This window comes from Pseudomonas lijiangensis (assembly GCF_018968705.1).
Taxonomy (GTDB): domain Bacteria; phylum Pseudomonadota; class Gammaproteobacteria; order Pseudomonadales; family Pseudomonadaceae; genus Aquipseudomonas; species Aquipseudomonas lijiangensis.
Genome location: NZ_CP076668.1, coordinates 2,493,397 through 2,514,415, shown reverse-complemented (window position 1 = coordinate 2,514,415; position 21,019 = coordinate 2,493,397). Strand labels below are relative to the sequence as shown.

The 21,019-nt window shown below is 59.8% G+C and carries 18 protein-coding genes; 11 read left to right on the top strand and 7 right to left on the bottom strand.

Annotation, left to right across the window (positions count from 1 at the left end; translation table 11 throughout):
* Positions 1-12 precede the first annotated feature (12 nt).
* Genes KQP88_RS10970 through gnd form a run of 3 tightly spaced genes read right to left on the bottom strand, consistent with a single transcriptional unit; the run spans position 13 to position 3,330 of the window.
* Positions 13-831, bottom strand: coding sequence for an HAD family hydrolase (locus tag KQP88_RS10970; protein ID WP_216705677.1), 819 nt, complete (start codon positions 829-831; stop codon positions 13-15).
* Complete coding sequence (gene zwf / locus KQP88_RS10965; protein ID WP_200994871.1) at positions 824-2,356, bottom strand: glucose-6-phosphate dehydrogenase; 1,533 nt, start codon at positions 2,354-2,356, stop codon at positions 824-826. Before zwf ends, KQP88_RS10970 begins: the two co-directional genes overlap by 8 nt.
* A complete protein-coding gene (gene gnd, locus KQP88_RS10960; protein WP_216705676.1) occupies positions 2,356-3,330 on the bottom strand; it encodes a phosphogluconate dehydrogenase (NAD(+)-dependent, decarboxylating) in 975 nt (324 codons plus the stop codon). Before gnd ends, zwf begins: the two co-directional genes overlap by 1 nt.
* Positions 3,331-3,647: 317 nt before the next feature.
* Between gnd and KQP88_RS10955 the strand changes: the two genes are divergently transcribed.
* A complete protein-coding gene (locus KQP88_RS10955) occupies positions 3,648-3,821 on the top strand; it encodes a DUF6026 family protein (protein WP_200994869.1) in 174 nt (57 codons plus the stop codon).
* Between the two features lie 66 nt (positions 3,822-3,887).
* Here KQP88_RS10955 and KQP88_RS10950 read toward each other — a convergent pair whose 3' ends face one another.
* Together KQP88_RS10950 and KQP88_RS10945 are read right to left on the bottom strand one after the other, a co-directional pair.
* Entirely contained in the window at positions 3,888-4,379 is a 492-nt protein-coding gene (locus KQP88_RS10950; protein WP_216705933.1) for a GNAT family N-acetyltransferase, read from the bottom strand.
* 483 nt (positions 4,380-4,862) lie between these two features.
* Positions 4,863-5,048 carry a hypothetical protein gene (locus KQP88_RS10945; protein ID WP_198728923.1) on the bottom strand — a complete coding sequence of 62 codons (186 nt, stop codon included), beginning with the start codon at positions 5,046-5,048 and terminating at the stop codon, positions 4,863-4,865.
* On the opposite strand from KQP88_RS10945, the gene glgA reads away from it, so the two are divergent.
* The 10 genes from glgA (at position 4,980) to KQP88_RS10895 (ending at position 19,003) form a co-directional block, all read left to right on the top strand.
* Positions 4,980-6,572 carry a glycogen synthase GlgA gene (glgA, locus tag KQP88_RS10940; protein WP_216705675.1) on the top strand — a complete coding sequence of 531 codons (1,593 nt, stop codon included), beginning with the start codon at positions 4,980-4,982 and terminating at the stop codon, positions 6,570-6,572. The two genes, KQP88_RS10945 and glgA, sit on opposite strands and share 69 nt — an antisense overlap.
* Positions 6,573-6,589: 17 nt before the next feature.
* Positions 6,590-8,404 carry a malto-oligosyltrehalose trehalohydrolase gene (treZ, locus tag KQP88_RS10935; RefSeq protein WP_216705674.1) on the top strand — a complete coding sequence of 605 codons (1,815 nt, stop codon included), beginning with the start codon at positions 6,590-6,592 and terminating at the stop codon, positions 8,402-8,404.
* A complete protein-coding gene (gene malQ / locus KQP88_RS10930; protein ID WP_216705673.1) occupies positions 8,394-10,472 on the top strand; it encodes a 4-alpha-glucanotransferase in 2,079 nt (692 codons plus the stop codon). Before treZ ends, malQ begins: the two co-directional genes overlap by 11 nt.
* Positions 10,469-13,252: a malto-oligosyltrehalose synthase gene (locus tag KQP88_RS10925; RefSeq protein WP_216705672.1), complete on the top strand. Its 2,784-nt coding sequence runs from the start codon at positions 10,469-10,471 to the stop codon at positions 13,250-13,252. The genes malQ and KQP88_RS10925 overlap by 4 nt, the downstream gene beginning before the upstream one ends.
* 17 nt (positions 13,253-13,269) lie before the next feature.
* Entirely contained in the window at positions 13,270-13,623 is a 354-nt protein-coding gene (locus tag KQP88_RS10920; protein ID WP_216705671.1) for a DUF2934 domain-containing protein, read from the top strand.
* A 161-nt stretch (positions 13,624-13,784) separates the two neighbouring features.
* The gene (glgX, locus tag KQP88_RS10915; RefSeq protein ID WP_253950579.1) at positions 13,785-15,968 is read left to right on the top strand and encodes a glycogen debranching protein GlgX; all 2,184 of its coding nucleotides are present in this window, start codon (positions 13,785-13,787) and stop codon (positions 15,966-15,968) included.
* On the top strand, positions 15,965-16,975 hold the full coding sequence (locus KQP88_RS10910; RefSeq protein WP_216705670.1) for an acyl-CoA dehydrogenase family protein: 1,011 nt from the start codon (positions 15,965-15,967) through the stop codon (positions 16,973-16,975). The genes glgX and KQP88_RS10910 overlap by 4 nt, the downstream gene beginning before the upstream one ends.
* 2 nt (positions 16,976-16,977) lie before the next feature.
* Positions 16,978-17,736, top strand: a complete 759-nt coding sequence (locus KQP88_RS10905; RefSeq protein WP_216705669.1) for a PIG-L deacetylase family protein — start codon at positions 16,978-16,980, stop codon at positions 17,734-17,736.
* Positions 17,733-18,332, top strand: a complete 600-nt coding sequence (locus tag KQP88_RS10900) for a class I SAM-dependent DNA methyltransferase (RefSeq protein WP_216705668.1) — start codon at positions 17,733-17,735, stop codon at positions 18,330-18,332. The genes KQP88_RS10905 and KQP88_RS10900 overlap by 4 nt, the downstream gene beginning before the upstream one ends.
* On the top strand, positions 18,329-19,003 hold the full coding sequence (locus KQP88_RS10895; protein ID WP_216705667.1) for a glycosyltransferase: 675 nt from the start codon (positions 18,329-18,331) through the stop codon (positions 19,001-19,003). Before KQP88_RS10900 ends, KQP88_RS10895 begins: the two co-directional genes overlap by 4 nt.
* On the opposite strand, the gene KQP88_RS10890 is transcribed toward KQP88_RS10895, so the two are convergent.
* A complete protein-coding gene (locus KQP88_RS10890; protein WP_200994948.1) occupies positions 18,958-20,037 on the bottom strand; it encodes an alpha/beta hydrolase family protein in 1,080 nt (359 codons plus the stop codon). The genes KQP88_RS10895 and KQP88_RS10890 overlap by 46 nt on opposite strands.
* Positions 20,038-20,341: 304 nt before the next feature.
* A complete protein-coding gene (locus KQP88_RS10885; protein ID WP_200994861.1) occupies positions 20,342-20,953 on the bottom strand; it encodes an FMN-dependent NADH-azoreductase in 612 nt (203 codons plus the stop codon).
* Between the last annotated feature and the right edge of the window lie 66 nt (positions 20,954-21,019).

The following is a 21,019-nucleotide window of genomic DNA, read 5'->3' as shown; positions in this document are numbered from 1 at the left end:
GAACAGCAGACCTCAGCGCGGCAGGATATAACGGTCGATGGCCTGAGCCACACCGTCCTGAAGGTTGCTTTCGGTGACGATATAGGCTTGCCCTCGCACACTCGCATCGGCCTGACCCATGGCAATGGAGAGCCCAGCCACCTGGAACATGGCGACATCGTTGCCACCATCGCCAATGGCAGCCGTATTCACCAGTTCGACACCCAGATACTCGGCAAGCGTCATCAGGGCCGTGCCCTTGTTGGCCGCCAAAGCCGTGACATCGAGGTAATAGGATTGCGAACGCGCCGCCAGGGCCTGCCCTTCAATCAAGGGGTTGAGCCGGTTTTCCAGGGTTTCGAGCAAATCGAAGTCAGTGCTGGAGGCCACGATCTTGTCGATGCGATCCAGATACGGCTCGAAGCTGTCCACCAGCAGCGGCTCATAACCCAGCGCATGACGCTCGTGATCGACATAAGCGCTGTGAGGATCGAGCAGAAGCCATTGGTCATCGGCAAAGACCCAGACCGCGACCTCTTCAGTGGCGAACAGCTCCAGGCAAGTGCGCGCAGCCTCTGGCTCGATTCGATGGGCCGCCAGCAGGCTGCCATCGGGATGAGTGATAGTGCCGCCGTTGAAAGAGACGGTCGGCAGATCGACGCCCAATGCTTCGATGATCTGCCCCATGGCCCGTGGCGGCCGACTGCTGGCCAGGGTGAAGTGAATCCCGGCATCGCGCAGCCGCCCCACGGCCTCGACAGTAGCCGAAGTGAGGCTGTGATCGGGGAGCAGCAAGGTGCCATCGATATCGGACAACAGGAAGCGGATGAGTAACTTCGAGCGCTCAGTCATCGATCTGGCGCCACTCGCGGCCATCACGGATCAGCAGGTCTTGCGCAGCCTCAGGCCCGTCTTCACCGGCCTTGTAAAACTGCACTTCGGGCTTGTCGGCCCAGGCATCCAGAAACGGCTGCACGGCGCGCCAGCCATTCTCGATATTGTCGGCGCGCTGGAACAGCGTCTGGTCGCCCGTCAGGCAGTCGTAGATCAGGGTTTCGTAGCCGGTCGATGGCTGCATCTCGAAAAAGTCCTTGTAAGCAAAACCCAGTTCGATGTCTTCCATGTCCAGGGTCGGCCCCGGACGCTTGGCAAACAGATCGAACCAGACGCCCTCATTGGGCTGAATCTGGATTCGCAGGTAATTGGGCTTGAGCCGGTCGACCTCGGTATCCCGGAACTGGGCATAAGGCGCCGGTTTGAAGCAGATAGCGATTTCGGTATCACGGGAGCTCATGCGCTTGCCGGTGCGCAGATAGAACGGCACCCCGACCCAACGCCAGTTATCCACCAGCACCTTGAGGGCCACATAGGTTTCGGTCGTGCTGTCAGCATCAACGCGCTCTTCGTCGCGATAGCCGACAACGTCACGATCACCCGACCGGCCTTTGGTGTACTGGCCGCGCACCGAGTTACTCAGTGCCTCTTCCTTGCTCCACGGCCGAATCGCGCCGATGACCTTGGCCTTCTCGCCACGCACCGCATCGGCGCCGAACGCTGCCGGTGGTTCCATGGCGACCATGGCCAGCAACTGAAACAGGTGATTGGGCACCATGTCGCGCAATGCCCCGGTATTCTCATAAAAGCTGCCACGGGTTTCGACACCCACGGTTTCAGCTGCCGTAATCTGGATGTGGTCGATGTAGTGGTTGTTCCAGAACGACTCGAAAAAGGCGTTGGAGAAACGGGTGACCAGAATGTTCTGTACCGTTTCCTTGCCCAGATAATGGTCGATGCGATAAATCTGCTTTTCGGTCATGACCTTGAGCAGGCAGGCATTGAGCTCAACCGCACTGGCCAGATCCGAACCGAACGGTTTTTCGATCACCACCCGGCGAAAGCTGCCCTCGGCCTCCGTCAACAGGCCCGAGGAACCGAGTCGCGAAACCACTTCACTGAAGAAGCGTGGCGCCGTAGCAAGATAGAAAACGGCATTGGCCGTGCCGCTGCCCTCGATCTTGCTGGCAATGTCCTGATAGGTCGAATCGTCGAGAAAGTCGCCTTGCACATAGCTGATGCGCTTGGCCAGCTTGCCCCAGAGCTCAGGGTCCAGGGCTTCCCCACCCGCCTCGGAGACCTTGCTGGAGGCCTCCTGGCGGATGAAGTTTTCCAGCTTGAGGGCAAAGTCGGTGTCACTGATCGCATTGTGATCGACACCGACAATATGCAGCCCCTCATCCAACAGTCCGTCACGCGCCAGGTTGTAGAGCGCCGGCATCAACAAACGCTTTACCAGGTCACCGTGAGCACCGAACAGAAACAATGTCGTAGCAGGAGCAACCTCAGCCTTGTGTGCGGCCTTGCCGCGTGACAGGCCCATTACTTGGGTTCCTTGTGACCACCGAACCCGAAGCGCATGGCGGAAAGCATCTTGTCAGCGTAAGAACTGGTCTGACGCGAACGGAAGCGGGCAAACAGCGCGCTGGACAACACCGGAACCGGCACGGCCTGCTCGATGGCGGCTTCGATGGTCCAGCGGCCTTCGCCACTGTCGGCCACGGAACCGGAGAATGCATCAAGATCAGGATCAGTTGCCAGGGCATCGGCGGTCAGGTCCAGCAGCCAGGACGAAACCACGCTGCCACGACGCCAGACTTCGGCGATGTCGGCAGTGTTGAGGTCGAAACGCTGCTCGGGCGGCAGGTGCTCGGAGTTCTTCTGCTTGAGCAGATCGAAGCCCTCGGCAAAGGCCTGCATCATTCCGTACTCGATGCCGTTGTGAATCATCTTCACGAAGTGACCGGAACCGGCCGGGCCCGAGTGGATATAGCCGCGCTCGGCACGATCATCGCTGGATTTGCGGTCCCTGGTGCGCTCGATGGAGCCATAGCCCGGAGCCAGAGTGGCGAACAGCGGGTCCAGACGCTCTACGATGGCGCTTTCACCACCGATCATCATGCAATAGCCGCGTTCCAGGCCCCACACACCGCCGGAAGTGCCGACATCGATGTAGTGCAGACCTTTTTCGGTCAGCTCCTTGGCGCGACGGATGTCGTCCTTGTAGAAGGTGTTGCCGCCATCGATGATCACATCGTCGGCTTCCAGCAACTGGCTCAGCACCTGAATGGTGTCTTCGGTCGGAGCACCGGCCGGGAGCATGACCCAGACAGCACGTGGTTTTTCGAGCGCGGCGACCAGTGACGCGAGGTCGTCGGCAGCCGTCGAACCTTCGTTGGCCAGGGTATTGCGAGAGGCTTCATCGCGGTCATAGACCACAGTGCTGTGGCCATCGAGCATCAGTCGCCGTGCAATATTGCCGCCCATGCGGCCCAGTCCAACAATCCCAAGTTGCATGAAAAGGTGCTCCTCAATCTGTAAAAAGGTGCCTCACTTTCTCGGTTCCAGCACTTGATTCAGTGACACATGCTGGTTAGTCAAGAAAGCTCTGGCATCGGTTCCCCAAGGTAGGGACAGCAGCATTTACATCCGCCCGGTACTGCATTTTGGCGTTAACGCGAAAGGTTCGCGACAATTAAAAATAAAAAAGTTCCAATTTCGTGCAAAAGAAATCAAAATCGGAGCCGATAGAGAGATAAGCAGTGGCGATTCAAGGAGTGATTGTCAATGCAGAGGTCTTTCCGACGTTGAATCCGCCATTTGCGAGGTGAGCAATGGGCACTGTACTACCAGCACTTGCACCACAAACCCTGTACGTCACTATCCGTCGCGACGAACTGCGCGCCCTCAAAGAAGAGCGTGAACAATTGCTCAGCAAGGTAGCCCACTTGAGCCTGCTTCTGCAGCAAGCACAACTGGCCGGTCCTGGCACAGCCCTGCAAGCCTGACCTGCATACCCCGCCCCAACGCTCAGTGGCAAGCCTGATATCCGGCTTGCCCGCGATGAGCGTAGCTTAAAGCGTTTTCTGCCAGAACATGGCACGTCCCATTTTCGGATCCAGCTCATAGCTGCCAAATCCCTGCCTTGCATAGACGGCCTGCGCCGCCGCGTTACCTTCCAGCACTTCGAGTGTCAGCTTGCAGCAGCCACGCTGACGAGCGATTTCTTCGACCTTGGCGAGCATTTTCTGGCAGATGCCTCGGCCACGGTATTGGGCAAGCACGACCACGTCATGGATGTTGACCAGCGGGCGGCAGGCGAAAGTCGAAAAACCCTCAAAGCAGTTGATCAGTCCTACCGGCTCCCCAGCGATAAAAGCCAGCACACTGAAAGCATGAGGTCGCTTGGCCAGTTCGATTGCCAGTTGCTGACGAGTATCGACCGATAGTGACTCGCCACCGCCCATGACATCTTCGGCATAGTGATTCAAGACGAACCCAATCGCTTCGGCATGCACAGGATTGGTGTAGCTCGCTTGCAGTACCAGCACCTCTGGGGCTTCCATTTCCAACCTCTTCATTACGACAACACAGTTTGATTCCATATGGCGAGCACGCAGGAAGGCAAGCCAAAGAGGGCAGATTCTATCGCGCATCACCCCAAAATGTTCCAGCCTTAACGTAGGAAATTTCTTCAGACGCCCAAAGATAAAACGCCTGACGCACCCGGAAGAGGCATACAACCTGTTTGCTGCCGGAAAATTGCGCAAAATAATGGCATCTGTCATTGAATTCGCTCGATTCTGCACCCGCCATCAGGCTATCCGACGACCGGTCATCAGGGCTTTTTTCCCTCCAGAATCCGCACCATAAAGACGCACCCCTGCCTTTGCGGGCTCCCAAGACACGAGCGTTATCTACGCCTGACGCCCATGCCAGACATTTCGCCATAAAAAAGTCGAAACTTCTCCAAAACGGCCGGGTCATCTGCTTAGAGCGCCTATGCTATTGGCTGACCAATAAGCATTGGGCCTGCTTCCAATGCTCCATCACTGCGCAAGCTGCAAAACAGGTACTGATTTTGCGTAGTGCAATAACGCCAGCCATAGGAAATGGCTCATAAAACGCCAATGCCGTACCAACACTGTGTTGAATGGGAGAAAACGATGATTAGCGCCGCGGTCAAAACCCAGAAGGGAGAGAGTTTTAATCAGCTGGCCAACGAGCTGACTCATCTACCATCATTTGCTACAACCACTGTTCCTCAGCTCCAACTACCCACTTCAACCGCACAGCCCATGATCTCCCCGGTCAACAGACGCAAAGTGCTGTTCGTGACCTCTGAACTGGCTGATCTGGTAAAAACCGGCGGCCTGGGCGATGTATCTGCTGCCCTGCCACGGGCCATGCGTCATCTTCATGATGTGCGCGTGCTGATCCCGGGCTACCCGCAAGTGCTCAATAGTGGCAACCCGATCCACGTCATCAGCGAACTGGGAGGCTATGCCGCCCTGCCAGCCTGCAAGATCGGTCGCATGGACATGAAGGACGGTCTGGTCATTTATGTACTGATCTGCCCCGAACTGTACGAACGCGAAGGCACCCCTTACGGTGACGCCAACGGCCGCGACTGGTCCGACAACCACATCCGTTTCGCCCGCCTGGGCCTGGCAGCAGCCGATTTCGCCGCTGGCGCAGTAAAAAGCCAGTGGAGCCCGGAACTGGTCCATGCCCACGACTGGCCTGCCGGTCTGGCTCCAGCCTATATGCGCTGGCGCGGACAGACCACGCCAAGCATTTTCACCATTCACAACCTGGCTTACCAAGGCACCGTGAGTACTGCGTCGAGTCGTGAACTGGGGATTCCGGACGAAGCCTTGAGCAGCAACGGCATGGAGTTCTACGGCAAGCTGTCCTTCATCAAGGCCGGTATGGCCTACGCCAGCCATATCACGACGGTCAGCGCCACCTACGCCAAGGAAATCACCACCGCCGACTTCGGCTGCGGCCTGGAAGGCTTCCTGCAAAGCAAGGCCGACAAAGGTCAGCTCAGCGGGATCCCCAACGGCATCGACGCCAGCTGGGATGCCAGCACCGACGAGCACCTGATCTGCCATTTCGCACCCAATGAATGGCTGCGCAAGGAAATCAACGCCGACTACGTTCGCGAGCTGTTCGAGCTCGACCCGTCTACAGGTCCGCTGTTCGCCGTGGTTTCGCGGCTGGTGTACCAGAAGGGACTGGACCTGACCATTGGCGTGGCCGAGCACATCGTCAATAAGGGTGGGCAAATCGCGATCATCGGTCGTGGCGAGCCTGAGGAAGAGGAAGCCATGCGCGCCCTGGCGGCACGTTTCCCCGGCCGGATCAGTGTACGTATCGGCTTCAATGAAACCGACGCCCGCCGCATGTTCGCCGGGAGCGACTTCCTGCTGATGCCATCCCGCTACGAGCCTTGCGGCCTGAGCCAGATGTACGCCCAGCGTTTCGGTTCACTGCCGGTCGCACGCAATACCGGCGGTCTGGCGGACACGATTGAAGACGGAGTGACCGGCTTCCTCTTCGATGATTCCACCGTAGAAAGCTACACCGAAGCCCTGAATCGTGCCTTCAAGGTGTTCGCCAACACAGCACTGCTCAATGCCATGCGTTGCCGTGCCATGGCAGCGCCGTTCAACTGGCAACAGGCTGTGGAACCCTATGCGGAGCTTTATCAGGACCTGCTGAAAAAGAATGCAGGTGTTGCAACTTATTATTGAGGAGAAGGGGTTACTGGATGCCTGTGCGTACAGACGATAGCGGGCGCCACGGCGCCGTTTTGTTGAACCCCGAACACACCCGGTTCGCCATTTGGGCACCGGATGCCCAGGATGTAAGTGTCGAACTGGGTGATGGGCGATCCTTGAGCATGGAAGCACAGGAGGACGGCTGGTTTGCCGTCGAGGCCCGCTGTACAGCGGGCACTCGGTACCTCTACAGGATCGACAGGAAGCTGGAGGTGCCCGACCCGGCCTCCCGCGCCCAGGTCGATGATGTGCACTCCCGGAGCATCGTGATCGACCATCAGGCCTACCAGTGGCAACACAACCACTGGCAGGGTCGGCCTTGGCATGAAGCCGTCATCCAGGAAGTTCATGTGGGCGCACTGGGCGGCTATGCCGCAGCAGAGAGCCATCTGGCACGTCTTGCAGAGCTGGGTGTCACCGCCATCGAGCTGATGCCGCTGGCGCAGTTTCCCGGTGATCGCAACTGGGGATACGACGGCGTACTGCCTTATGCACCCCAGTCGTCCTATGGCACCCCGGACCAACTCAAGCACCTGATAGACACGGCCCACGGCCTTGGTCTGATGGTGATTCTTGATGTGGTCTACAACCATTTCGGCCCGGACGGTAATTATCTGGGCAGCTACGCCAAAAGCTTCTTTCGCAGCGATGTAAAGACGCCATGGGGCGATGCCATCGATTTTCGTCGGCCACAAGTTCGCGACTTCTTCATCGATAACGCCTTGATGTGGCTGCTCGACTACCGTTTCGACGGGCTACGACTGGATGCGGTGCATGCCATCAAGGACGACACCTTTCTGCCCGAATTTGCCCGTCGTGTACGCCAGCAGATCAGCAAGGACCGGCATGTCTGGCTGAATCTGGAAAACGAATTCAATCAGGCACAGCTGCTTCAACAAGGCTTCGATGCCCAGTGGAACGATGACGGGCACAATACGCTGCATGTCCTGCTGACCGGCGAAACCGATGCCTATTATGCGGATTTCGCCCAGGAACCGACCCGCAAGCTGGCGCGCCTGCTGAGCGAAGGTTTCGTCTATCAGGGCGAAGCGACCCAGCATGGCCACAACCGTGGCGAGCCCAGCGGGCACCTCGAACCCAGCGCCTTCGTCCTGTTTCTGCAGAATCACGACCAGATCGGCAATCGCGCCCTGGGCGAGCGACTGACTCAGCTCTGCCCTGCCCCAGCGCTCAAGGCGGCAACCGCACTGCTGTTGTTGTCCCCGATGATCCCGTTGATGTTCATGGGCGATGAATGGGGAGCCAGCGAGCCTTTTCTGTTCTTCACCAGCCACCATGGCGAACTGGCCGACGCCGTTCGCGAAGGACGACGAAAAGAGTTCGCCGCTTTCGCAGCCTTTGCCGATGAAGAACGCCGCGAGCACATCCCCGATCCCAACGATCCGCAGACCTTCATGGCCTCGCGTCCCGACTTCGAGGCCATCGAACCGCAAACCGATAAAGGCAGCGAGCACCGAAACTGGCTGCAGCTCTACAGGCAATTGCTGAGCATCCGCCATCGCGAGATCGTTCCTCGCCTGCCGGGCACACGCCCATTGGGCTGCGAAGTGCTGGGCGATGGTGCAGTCAGTGCCCGGTGGCGAATGGGCGACGGCAGTGTCCTGCGCATCGATCTGAATCTGGGCAAACACCCGGTACTGGCGCCTGAACAGAAGAGCGCTACGATTCTCTTTACCACTCAGTCACATCCGGTAGAACTTTCCCCACAGGGCACCCTCAATCCTTACATGGCCATTGTCAGCCTGACAGCAAGTGATGTTCTGGAGGAACAGGATGAGCAATGAGCAATTGGAGAGACTTGCCACTGAAGCAGGCTTGTCGGTGCACTGGGTCGATGCCAACGCTCGCCCGCAGACGGTCAGCCCTCAGGTCTTGCGCAAGGTTCTTGAAGCCCTCGGTTATCGGGCAGACAGCAGCGAAGCCATCGACGCCAGCATGCTGCAGTTGCAGACCGCCCGCCACGGTGCCAGCGCCCCGCCGCTGCTGACTGTGGATCATGGCAAGAATCTGGACCTGTCGGAGTGGTTCGAGCCCGAGACACCTTTTGTCCTGCACCTGGAAGACGGTTCGCGACTGGCCGCCAGACTCACCTCCAACGCCGAACTACCGGCCCTGGCAACCGTCGGCTATCAACAACTGGAGATAGCCGGTCAGCACCTGACCATTGCTGTCGCGCCAGACACTTGCTTCAGCATGTCCATGGCCACCGATGTCAAGACGCCTCGCACCTGGGGCCTGACGGTACAGCTGTACGGTCTGCGTCGTGAAGGTGATGGCGGATTCGGCGACACCCAGGCGCTTGAAGCCCTGGTGCGTTCGGCGGGCGAAAGAGGCGCCGATGCCCTGGCGATCAGCCCCATCCACGCCATGTTCGCCAGCGACCCGCAACGCTACAGTCCTTATTCCCCTTCCAGCCGCCTGTTCCTCAACAGTCTTTACGCTTCGCCAGGCATGATCCTTGGCGAACGGGCCTGGCGACAGGCTATTGAAGACGCCGGTGTGAGCGATGAATTCAAGCGCCTGGAAGATCTGCAATTGATCGACTGGCCTGCCGCCGCCAGTGCCAAATGGAAAGCCCTTCACGCACTCTATGAAGCGTTCAGCACCGGTGCGCATCCGCTGCATGAAGACTTCAACAGTTTCCGCCATACCGGCGGTGAAGCCCTGGAAAACCATTGCCGCTTCGAAGCCCTGCGCGCTGAAAGCCAGAACATGGGCATCAGTGACAACTGGCATGAATGGCCGGACGAGCTGAAAGAGCCGCGCAGTGAAGCCATTGCCCTGTTCGCTGCCGCCCATGGTCCGCTGATCAGCTTTCATGCCTTCGCGCAGTGGCTGATTGCGCGCAGCCTGGAACGTGCGCAGGTGGCTGCACGCAGCAGCGGCATGCGTGTCGGCCTGATCGCGGACCTGGCAGTGGGCGCGGACGGCGCCGGCAGTCAGGCCTGGAGTCGCCAGGACGAACTGCTGTCGGCGCTGACCGTTGGCGCACCACCGGATATTCTCAATCGCTCGGGACAAAGCTGGGGCATCTCGGCCTTTTCTCCCGAAGGGCTGAAGCGCAACGGCTTCCGGGCCTTCATCGAGATGCTGCGGGCCAACTTCGCCCATGCCGGCGGCCTGCGAATCGACCACGTGATGGGCCTGCAACGCCTGTGGGTCGTGCCATTGGGCTCGCCTCCCAGCGAAGGTGCCTACCTTAATTATCCCCTGGACGACATGCTGCGCCTGCTGAGCCTGGAATCCTGGCGGCACAAGGCAATCGTACTCGGAGAAGACCTGGGCACGGTCCCTGAAGGCCTGCATGAAAAACTCTCGGCCCGGGCGATTCTGGGCATGCGCGTCCTGCTGTTCGAGCAGAATAACGGCCATTTCAAGCCTATCCTCGACTGGTCGGATGAAGCACTGGCAACCACCAGCACCCACGACCTGCCAACCCTGTCAGGCTGGCTGAGCGAACTGGACATCGAGTGGCATTCGCGCCTCGGTCATCTCGACGAGCAGAGCGAGCGGCATTGGCGTGAAGAGCGCGCCCGTGAATATGACGGCCTGCGCCGCGCCCTGAGCCAGAACAACGACAACCTGCCTGCCGATACCGAGGACTTCACCCGCATCATCGATGCCGGGATCCGTTATCTGGGTCATACCCGGGCGCCGCTGGTGCTGTTGCCCATGGAAGATGCACTGGGCGTTCATGAACAGGCCAATCTGCCTGGCACCATCGACAGTCATCCAAACTGGCGGCGCCGCTTCAATGCAGAAAGCGCCGCCCTGCTCGACAATGAAGACGCTGCACGACGACTGGAATTGCTGTCCCAATCCCGGCTGCAAGCTGCGGAGCGTGACCGATGAGCATGACCCTTCAACCCTTGCGCGCCACCCAGCGCCTGCAATTCCACAAGGACTTCACCCTCGACGACGCCGTGCCATTGGTGCCCTACTTTGCCAGCCTGGGCATCAGCCATATCTACGCCTCGCCACTGCTCAAGGCACGTGCCGATTCCATGCATGGCTACGACGTGGTCGACCCGACGATCATCAACCCGCAACTGGGTGGAGAACCGGCGCTGCGCCGTCTGGTGGAAGCCCTGCGCGCCCACGGCATGGGCCTGATCCTCGATATCGTTTCCAACCACATGGCCGTCGGTGGCGCCGACAATCCCTGGTGGCTCGACCTTCTGGAATGGGGACGCGGCAGCCCTTATGCCAGCTTCTTCGATATTCAGTGGAACTCTCCCGACCCGTTGCTGGAAGGCCAGTTGCTGCTGCCTTTCCTGAGCAGCGATTATGGCGCGGTGCTACAGGCCGGTGAGATTCCGTTGCGCTTCGATGCGAAGCACGGCTCGTTTCACATCGAACACTATCAGCATCATTTTCCGGTGACACCCACCACCTACGGTCCACTGCTGCATGCCAGCGGCCACCCGCAACTGACCGAACTGGGCCAGCGCTTCGGCGCACTGAATCAATACCCCCAGGCCTACGAACGCGCCCGGCAGGCCAAGGCCGAACTGGCGGAACTGGCCAGAGTCCCGGAGATCCTTCAAGCCATCGAACAAGGGATTGCCCGGTTCGATTCAAAAGAGCAAGAAGGCTTCGAGCGTCTGCATCACTTGCTGGAGCGTCAGCATTACCGACTGGCAAGCTGGCGCACCGCTGCCGATGACATCAACTGGCGGCGCTTTTTCGACATCAATGAACTGGGCGGCCTGCGGGTCGAGCGGCCCATGGTTTTCGAGGCCACCCACGGCAAGATTTTCCAGTTGATCGAAGAAGGTCTGGTGGACGGCCTGCGTATCGACCATATCGACGGGCTCGCCGACCCTCGCGGCTATGGCCGAAAACTCCATCGCCGGGTGCAAGGGCTGCTCAAACATCGCCCTGCCCATGCGCAACTGGAACACCTGCCGATTTTCGTCGAGAAAATCCTCGGCCCCGATGAACCATTGCGCGACGACTGGAGCGTGGACGGGACCACTGGTTACGAGTTCATGAATCAGGTGTCTCTGCTCCAGCACGATCCCAAGGGTCAGGCCCCTCTGGCCGAGCTCTGGAACCGGCTGACGGAGCGCACGGCCGACTTCGATCAGGAAGTCCTGGTGGCCCGTGATCTTGTGTTGCATGGCACCCTTGCCGGAGATTTCGAGAATCTTGCCCAGGCACTGCTACAGGTGGCGCGCAGCGACCTGATGAGTCGCGACCTGACGCTGGGAGCCATTCGCCGTGCGCTGCTGGCGCTGGTGGTGAACTTCCCGATCTACCGGACCTACATCAGCGCCTGCGGGCGCTCGGCAGAAGACGATCGTTTCTTCCAGCAAGCCATGCAGGGCGCACGCACCAGCCTCAACGAAGGCGACTGGCCAGTGCTGGATTACCTGCAACGCTGGCTGGGTGGCGAACCCTGGCGCAAGCTGCCACGCGGACGCCTGCGCGATCTGCACCGCAAGGCCTGCGTACGCTTTCAGCAACTCACCTCCCCCGTGGCTGCCAAGTCCGTGGAGGACACTGCGTTCTATCGCTCGGCAGTGCTGCTGTCGCGTAACGACGTGGGCTTTCATCCCCAACACTTCAGTGCCCCGGTGGAAGCCTTCCATCAGGCCTGCCAGCAACGCCATGAGAAGTTCGCCAACAACCTGCTGGCGACCGCGACCCACGACCACAAACGTGGGGAAGATACCCGCACACGACTGGCCGTGCTCAGTGAATGTGCGGGCTGGTATGCCGAACAGGTGGAGCGCTGGCGGCAACTGGCGGTGCCACTCAAGGGTGAGGATCCGACCATCAGCGCGGGCGACGAGCTGATGCTCTATCAAGCCCTGCTGGGCAGTTGGCCGCTGGAACTGGAAGGCGAAGAAGCTCACGAAGCCTATGCCCGGCGTATGGTTCAGTGGCAGGAAAAAGCCCTGCGCGAAGCCAAACTGCAAAGCAGTTGGGGCGCACCCAATCAGGCCTACGAAAGTGCCTGCCGGGAATTCCTGCAACGCCTGCTGCTGGCACCCGAAGCCCTGGCGCTGCGCCAGTCTCTGGGCGCCACTGCCAATCGTATCGCAGCCGCCGGAGCCCTCAACAGCCTGGCGCAAACCTTGCTGCGCATGACCGTGCCAGGCGTGCCGGATCTGTATCAGGGCACCGAGTTCTGGGATTTCAGCCTCGTGGACCCGGACAACCGTCGTCCGGTGGACTACAAGGCCCGCGAACAGGCACTGGCCGAGTCTGCAAAAGCCAGCGACCTGCTGAGCGACTGGCAGGACGGCAGAGTCAAACAGGCATTGATCGCGCAGGTGCTGAATCTGCGCGCCGGACATTCGGAGCTGTTCAGTCACGGGGAGTATCTGCCCCTGAAAGTAACGGGCAGTCAGGCAGAGCATGTAGTGGCTTTCGCTCGTGTATGGGAGGGCGAGCGCGCCATCGTTGTTGTTCCACGCACAAGCAGTGAACTATTGGGCACTGCGCAAACTCCATTCATTAATGCTGCCAATTGGGGCGATACACGAATCATTCTGCCATTCGCTGATTCACATCCAGACTGGAAGGGCCTCTTTTCTGACGTCGTAGCCATAAATGACAGGGAAATACAGCTCAGTGCAGCGCTCAAGGAATTTTCTGTAAACCTGCTTATTCAAACTATGTGATACCTGGGAGTGTCGAGATGAGTGCCGACGAAAAAAGAATCCGCGAATTTGCCTATCAGATATGGGAATCGGAAGGTAAGCCTGTTGGGCATGAGCAGCGCCATTGGGAAATGGCACGCAAACTGGCAGAAGCCGAAGCTCTGGCTCCGGATAAAACCAGTGCCAGCAAAGCCAACAAGCCCAAGCTGCCCAAGGTAGACGCAGCACCGAAGACTGCGCCTTCCAAACCGGCCGCCAAGGCAGCACCTGCAGCCAAGCCGGCAGCAGCACCCAAGCCAAAACCCGCTGCAAAACCCAAGTCCACCCCCGCACAGGCAGAGCAACCGCCCAAGCCTGCGGCGAAGAAACCCCGCAAGCCACCGACAACCTGAAACCCTACAGGTCCAGTACCTGCCCACTGCCGCAGATGTCGCGCCAGATCGAGACGTGACCTGCGGCAACCCCGGCATCTCTCTTCAGCAGTATTGAAGCTGTCAGGTTTCGATAGCGGTTTCGGCTGCCTGCAAAGTCATCATCGAGTCAGGAAGGAATCATGAATACAAAGTCCAAAACCGTGAAAAGCGATACTTCGACGACTCACGAAACACCGGCCGGCTCGACCTCACGCATTCGTGAAGGACTGCCCTTCCCCCTCGGCGCCAGCTGGGACGGTCTGGGGGTCAACTTTGCGTTGTTCTCCGCCAACGCGACCAAGGTAGAACTGTGCCTGTTCGACTCCAGCGGCGAGGTGGAGCTGGAGCGTATCGAGCTGCCGGAGTACACCGATGAAATCTTTCACGGCTACCTTCCCGACGCGCATCCCGGCCTGATCTACGGCTACAGGGTCTATGGCCCTTACGACCCGAAGAATGGCCATCGCTTCAACCATAACAAACTGCTCATCGACCCCTATGCCAAACAACTGGTCGGCGAATTGAAATGGTCGGAAGCCTTGTTCGGCTACACCATCGGCCACCCGGATGGCGACCTGAGTTTCGATGAGCGTGACAGTGCACCCTTCGTGCCCAAGAGCAAAGTCATCGACCCGGCCTACACTTGGGGCCGCGACCAGCGGGTCGGCACGCCCTGGGACAAGACCATTCTCTATGAAACCCACGTACGCGGTTTCACCATGCGCCACCCTGCCGTACCGGAAGAATTGCGCGGCACCTTCTCCGGGCTGATGGTCGAGGAAGTCATCGATCACGTGCGCAAGCTGGGGGTGACTGCGGTCGAGCTGCTGCCGGTGCATGCCTTCGTCAATGACCAGCACCTGCTGCAAAAAGGCATGACCAACTACTGGGGCTACAACAGCATCGCCTTCTTCGCCCCGGACCCGCGATACCTGGCACACGGCAAGATCGCCGAGTTCAAGGAAATGATCGCCCACATGCACCATGCCGGGCTGGAGGTCATTCTCGATGTGGTCTACAACCACACCGCAGAAGGCAACGAGCTGGGGCCGACCCTGTCCATGCGCGGCATCGATAACGCCTCGTATTACCGGTTGATGCCGGACGACAAGCGCTTCTATATCAACGATTCAGGCACAGGCAACACTCTGGACCTGAGCCACCCTTGCGTTTTGCAGATGGTCACCGACTCCTTGCGCTACTGGGCGTCGGAGATGCATGTCGACGGTTTCCGTTTCGACCTGGCGACCATTCTGGGCCGCTACCACGACGGTTTCGATGAGCGCCACAGCTTCCTGGTCGCCTGTCGCCAGGACCCGGTCCTGCGTCAGGTCAAACTCATTGCCGAGCCTTGGGACTGCGGCCCCGGCGGTTATCAGGTCGGTGGCTTCCCGCCGGGCTGGATGGAATGGAACGACAAGTTCCGCGACACCGTGCGCGCTTTCTGGAAAGGCGACGACAATCAGCTTGCCGACTTTGCCGGGCGTATGACCGCCTCGGGCAACATGTTCAATCAGCGCGGACGTCGCCCTCAGGCCTCGGTGAACTTCATCACTGCCCACGACGGCTTCACCCTGCATGACCTGGTGTCCTACAACGACAAGCACAACGAAGCCAACGACGAGAACAATCAGGACGGCAGCAATAACAACCTGTCCTGGAACCACGGTGTCGAAGGCCCGACGGACAACGTTGAAATCAACCAGTTGCGCCTGCGCCAGATGCGCAACTTCTTCGCCACGCTGCTGCTGGCCCAGGGCACGCCGATGATGGTGGCCGGCGACGAATTCGCCCGCACCCAGCATGGCAACAACAATGCCTACTGCCAGGACAGCGAGATCGGCTGGGTCAACTGGGACCTGGATTCCGATGGCAAGGCGCTGCTCAAGTTCGTCAAGCGTGTGATCAAGCTTCGCCAGAGCTACCCGATCCTGCGCCGCAGTCGCTTCCTGGTGGGTGACTACAACGAGGAAATCGGGGTCAAGGATGTCACCTGGCTGGCACCGGACGGCAATGAAATGAGCGTCGAGCAATGGCATGACAGCAACGCCCGCTGCCTGGGCATGCTGATGGATGGTCGCGCCCAGGAAACCGGCATTCGTCGCCCGGGTGCCGATGCCACCCTGCTGCTGATGGTCAACGCTCACCATGAAGGTGTGGACTTCACCTTCCCGCAAGTCCCGGAAGGCACGCACTTCACCTGCCTGATCGATACCAATCAGGAGGACCTGCGCAGCAAGGAGCAATTCGACTTCGGTTCCCGCTACACCGTGACCCCACGCTCGCTGCTGCTGTTCGAGCTGCAACGTGAAGATCAGTCATGACCCAGGCACTCAAGGAGTTTCTCGACTGGCGCAGGCACGGCTATGCCGATACGCAGGCGCTGGGCGAGTGCCTGCGGGCATTGGTGAACGAAGGTCTCGATCGTCTGCCGATGCCCGCCAGTGGCAGGACCCTGGAGCGCTGGCAGGCGCTGGCGTGTGTAGCCGCTCATGATCTGGGGTTGTGCAAACTCTACGAAGGCCATACCGATGCACTGGCGATCATGCAGGAACTGGGTGCCGAGCCGCCCGGTCCCGGCACCACCTGGGGCATGTGGGCTGCAGAGCCACCGAATGCCAGGGTCAACCTCAGCGGCAAGGCCGATTCGTTGCGACTCGATGGACGCAAGGCCTGGTGTTCGGGCGCAGCAGTCTTGAGCCACGCTCTGATCACCGCCTGGGATGAGGACAATCGACAGCAACTGGTTGCCGTTGCTCTCGACCAACCCGGCATTCATATCGCGGCCGCCGGATGGCGCGCCGTCGGCATGGGAGCAACGGGCAGTATCGACGTTCAATTCGAGCATGCCAGGGTCTCGCTGGTCGGCACGCCCGGTGCGTACCTGTCACGTCCAGGCTTCTGGCAGGGAGGCATCGGCATTGCAGCTTGCTGGTATGGCGCTTCGGGCGCACTGGCGCAGCGGCTTTTATCACAGGCCGGCAAGGAAGAACCCCATGCCCTCGCCCATCTGGGTGCAGTGGATGTGGCTTTGTACAGTGCTGGCCAACTTCTCGAGGCAGCCGCTGCAAGTCTGGATCGGGCACCAGCCGAGAATGCCGAACAACTGGCCCGACGTTGCCGTGCCCATGTTGAAAACACCGCCGAACAGGTCATCCATCATGTAGGGCGTGCGCTGGGAGCAACGCCTTACTGCAAGGACGCCCATTTCGCCCGCCTGATGGCCGACCTTCCGGTCTTCCTGCGCCAGAGCCACGCCGAGAAAGACCTGGCGGTGCTCGGGCAACTGGCAGGCAAGACATTGAACAGCCCATGGGGTGCAGCCTGGTAACCATGAAGAAAAAACTGATAGCCGGTCGCGGCACCAGCCTCAAAGCCTGGAATGCCTCACAGAAACTGGCCGCAGTACCCGTCATCAGTGCCGACTTGCTGGTACCGCCCCACTCACGGGCCGTCATTGTCGCTCCTCACCCGGATGATGAAGTCCTGGGCTGCGGTGGCCTGATGTGCCAGCTGGCGCAACTGGAGCGGAGTCTGAAGCTGCTGTCAGTCACCGACGGCAGTGCCAGCCATCCCGGCTCGCAACTGTGGCCCAGCGAGCGCCTGAGTGTAATCCGTCCTCAGGAAAGCGCCGAAGCCTTGCGCCGTCTCGACCTGCCACTGCATCGCCTGCAATGGATTCGTGGCGGCTTCCCTGACGGTGCTGTCGCCATCCAGGAGGAAAAACTGGAGAAGTTCATCGAGCGCTATCTGTTGCCCACCGATGTGGTGTTCACCACCTGGGCCGAAGATGGTCACCCCGATCATGAGGCGGTCGGTCGGGCCTGCGCACGTGCCTGCGCCACGGTCGGCGCCAGCCTCAATGAAGTACCGGTCTGGGCCTGGCACTGGGCAAGTCCCGAGGATGACCGCCTGCCCTGGGATCGCGCCCGCAAGGTCTTGCTTGACCCCATGACCATTGCCCGTAAGCGTCATGCGGCCCATGCCTTTGCCAGCCAGTTGCAGGGCGACCCGGACATCGGCCTCTCGCCGATACTGCCTGCCGGGATTCTTGAACGATTGTTGCAACCCTTCGAGGTGGTTTTCATATGAGTGTCACGGAGCAGTACTTCGATGAAATTTTCCGCGACAACAACGACCCATGGGCTTTCCGGCAACGCTGGTATGAGCGCCGCAAACGCGCCCTGACCCTGGCCGCCCTGCCCCGCGAGCGATATACCGCGATTTTCGAACCCGGTTGCGCCAATGGCGAACTGAGCGCCGGACTGGCCGGGCGCTGCGACCATTTACTGTGCTGCGATACTTCGGCCCTGGCCGTGGACCTTGCCCGTGAACGCCTTGCACCTTTCCAGCACGCCCGGGTGCTGCACGCCAGGCTTCCGCAACAATGGCCAGAGGGGCAGTTCGACCTGATCGTATTCAGCGAACTGGGCTACTACCTGGATCTCGAAGACCTGCAGCGCTGGATCGACTGCGCGCTGGCCTCACTCAAGTCCGGCGGCCAGTTACTGGCCTGTCACTGGCGACCCGACATAGAAGACTGCCCCCTGAATGCCGAGCGGGTTCATGAGGTGCTGGACGAGCGCTTGAAGATGCACCGCTTGTTCAGTCATCACGAAGATGACTTTCTGCTGGACCTCTGGAGTCACGATCCAGTCTCAGTGGCCACTCGGGAAAATCTCCGTTGATAGGTATTCTGATCCCGGTACACAACGAAGAAAAACTGCTCGGAGCCTGCCTTGAAAGCCTGCTCCAGGCCAGCAGGCACCCGGGCTTGAATGGCGAGCAGGTCACCATCCTGGTGGTGCTGGACAGTTGCACCGATCATTCGGCCGATATCGCCCTGAAGCATGGCGTCATCACCCTTGATCTGGCCGCACGCAATGTCGGGCAGGCACGCGCGGCAGGCGCAGGCTATCTGCTGGAAAAAGGTGCCCGCTGGCTGGCCAGCACCGATGGCGACAGCAACGTGGCCGCCGACTGGCTGGTGGAACAACTGGCACTGGATGCCGACGCCGTCTGTGGCACCATCACACTCCCCGTGCAGGAAAATGGCCTGTCAGCCGCCGTGCAGACGCTGTTTGAGCAGCACTATCAGCATCGCGACGGGCATCGGCACATTCATGGTGCCAATCTGGGCGTGAGTGCCGCTGCCTATCTGCGGGCCGGAGGTTTTCCCTTGCTGGCCTGCCATGAGGATGTTCACCTTGTCCGCCAGCTGGAACTCAGCGGTGCCCGCATCGCCTGGAGTTGCAGACCAAGAGTCACCACCAGCACCCGCCTCGACCCACGGGCCAGAGGCGGTTTTGGCGACTACCTGAGATCGCTGGCAGAAGGCAGCAGCGAGTCGGGCCATTGATGATGGGCTGTCTGCATACCGGAACGATCCTCATCGGATGAGCCCAGCGTGCTGCTGAAAAACCGCACCGCTTCGGCACTGAGGGTGCGATGGATATCTTCGCGATCCACGCCTTCACGGTCGGTGCACAGCAGCGGCATGGTTGCCCGCTGCTCATCGCTGCACGGCGCCATGAACACGAAGTGCCCTGCACCCGCCAGCAACTTGTAATCCGAGACTTGCGGCAGTTTGCGCGCCAGCGCCTCGGCATTCTTGTCGATGGGCAGCAATTGATCGTCGTCTCCGGCATACATCAGCACCGGCACATGCACATCGCTCAGGGTGTGACGACCGAACATCAGGCTAAGGGGTGCCATGAGCATCAGCGCACCCACTCGCGGATCGGCCTGGGCATGCAGGTCATCCCGATCAGCCACCAGTTCCCCTTGAGTCTTGCAGGCATCGCGATCGTCGGGGCGCTCCACGCAGTACTGGCGCAGGCGCTTGAGGTCGGGCTGGGCTCCGGCCAGGATCAACGCGGTTTCGCCACCGGCCGAATAACCGATCACACCGACCTGACGGGAATTGAGATAAGGCGACAGCATGGGATCAAGCAAGGCTGCGCTGATGGCTTCGGAAATCTGCAGCGGGCGACCGTAAAGGTTGCTCAGGCTGCCAAGACGGCTGTGATCGCGATAGTTATCGCCGGGATGCATCACGGCCACCACCACAAAACCCTGACGGGCCAGAGACGTCGCCAGATCATGCAGTGCCAGCGGATTACCGGTGTTGCCGTGAGACAACAGCAGCAAGGGGAAACGCCCCATGGCAATCGGTGCATCTTCACCGGCTTCGACCCTGTACCCCTGCAGCACGCTCACCTGCTCTGACCCCGTGGACGGGTAGAAAGCAAAAGCCTGCATCAGTTGCGAATCCAGAGGGTCGGGAAAGCTCAGCTCATGAAAGCCTGCGCTCCACTCCTCATCTGCCTGCGCCTGCACTGAAATCAGGCCATTGAGCAGAATAACCAGCATCGCTGCACAAAGACGTACCATTTGAAGACTCATCCTTTGTAGTCCCGAACATTCCGTTTCTGCGCCGATATCGGGCTTCATGCCCCGGCCACCCGGCTCTCACAGGAAATGAGAGTCTTTAAACACTAAATAGTGCATAAGCCGGGCCAGACTATTTTATCGGACGTCTGCGTTCCGACTGAGGGCCATATTACTGCCGGACAGTTCCGCTTACCTGTAAGGAAGCTGTCAAGGTTTCGGGTTGCAGCGTATAGACAGCAAAAACCCGACAGCCCGACACAAATCCATGCGCCGGGCTGTCGGGTTCAAGAGCAAATCGTGGCGATCAGGCCGCTGCGAACAGGCTCTCTTCAATATGCTGTTGTGCGGCACTCATGGCATTGGCGCGGGGCTCTTCGCCATAAGCCAGGCCATGGGCGCGTACGAATTGCAGATCGGTCACACCGATGAAGGCGAACAAAGCCTTGAGCAGCTCTTCATGACCGACGCCCGTTGGCTGGCCGACATGCAAACCACCGGAGGTGGAAACGACGATGACTTTCTTGCCGGCGCACAGGCCTTCGGGGCCAGCCTCGCTGTAGCGGAAAGTGCGACCGGCAACGGTGATCCGGTCGATCCAGGCCTTGAGCTGGCTGGGAATGGTGAAGTTGTACATCGGTGCGCCCAGAATCAACACATCAGCAGCCAGAAACTCCTGCAAGATCGCCTCGTTTGCATCGACTTCCTGCTGTTGTGCGGCATCACGGCTTTCAGCCGGAGTGCCTGCAGCAGCCAGAGTGGCAGCCGAGAAATGGCTCAGGGCATCGCTGGCCAGGTCGCGGTAGATCACCTGGCTATCGGCATTGATGGCCTGATAAGCCTGGACAACACTACGGCTGAGCTGACGTGAAGCGGAATGGTCGCCAAGAATGCTGGAATCGATGTGCAGAATTGTCATAACGGACTTCCCTAATGAGAATCGCCATCGGGCGATCAATGGCGGTCATCCTATATGCAATTCCAA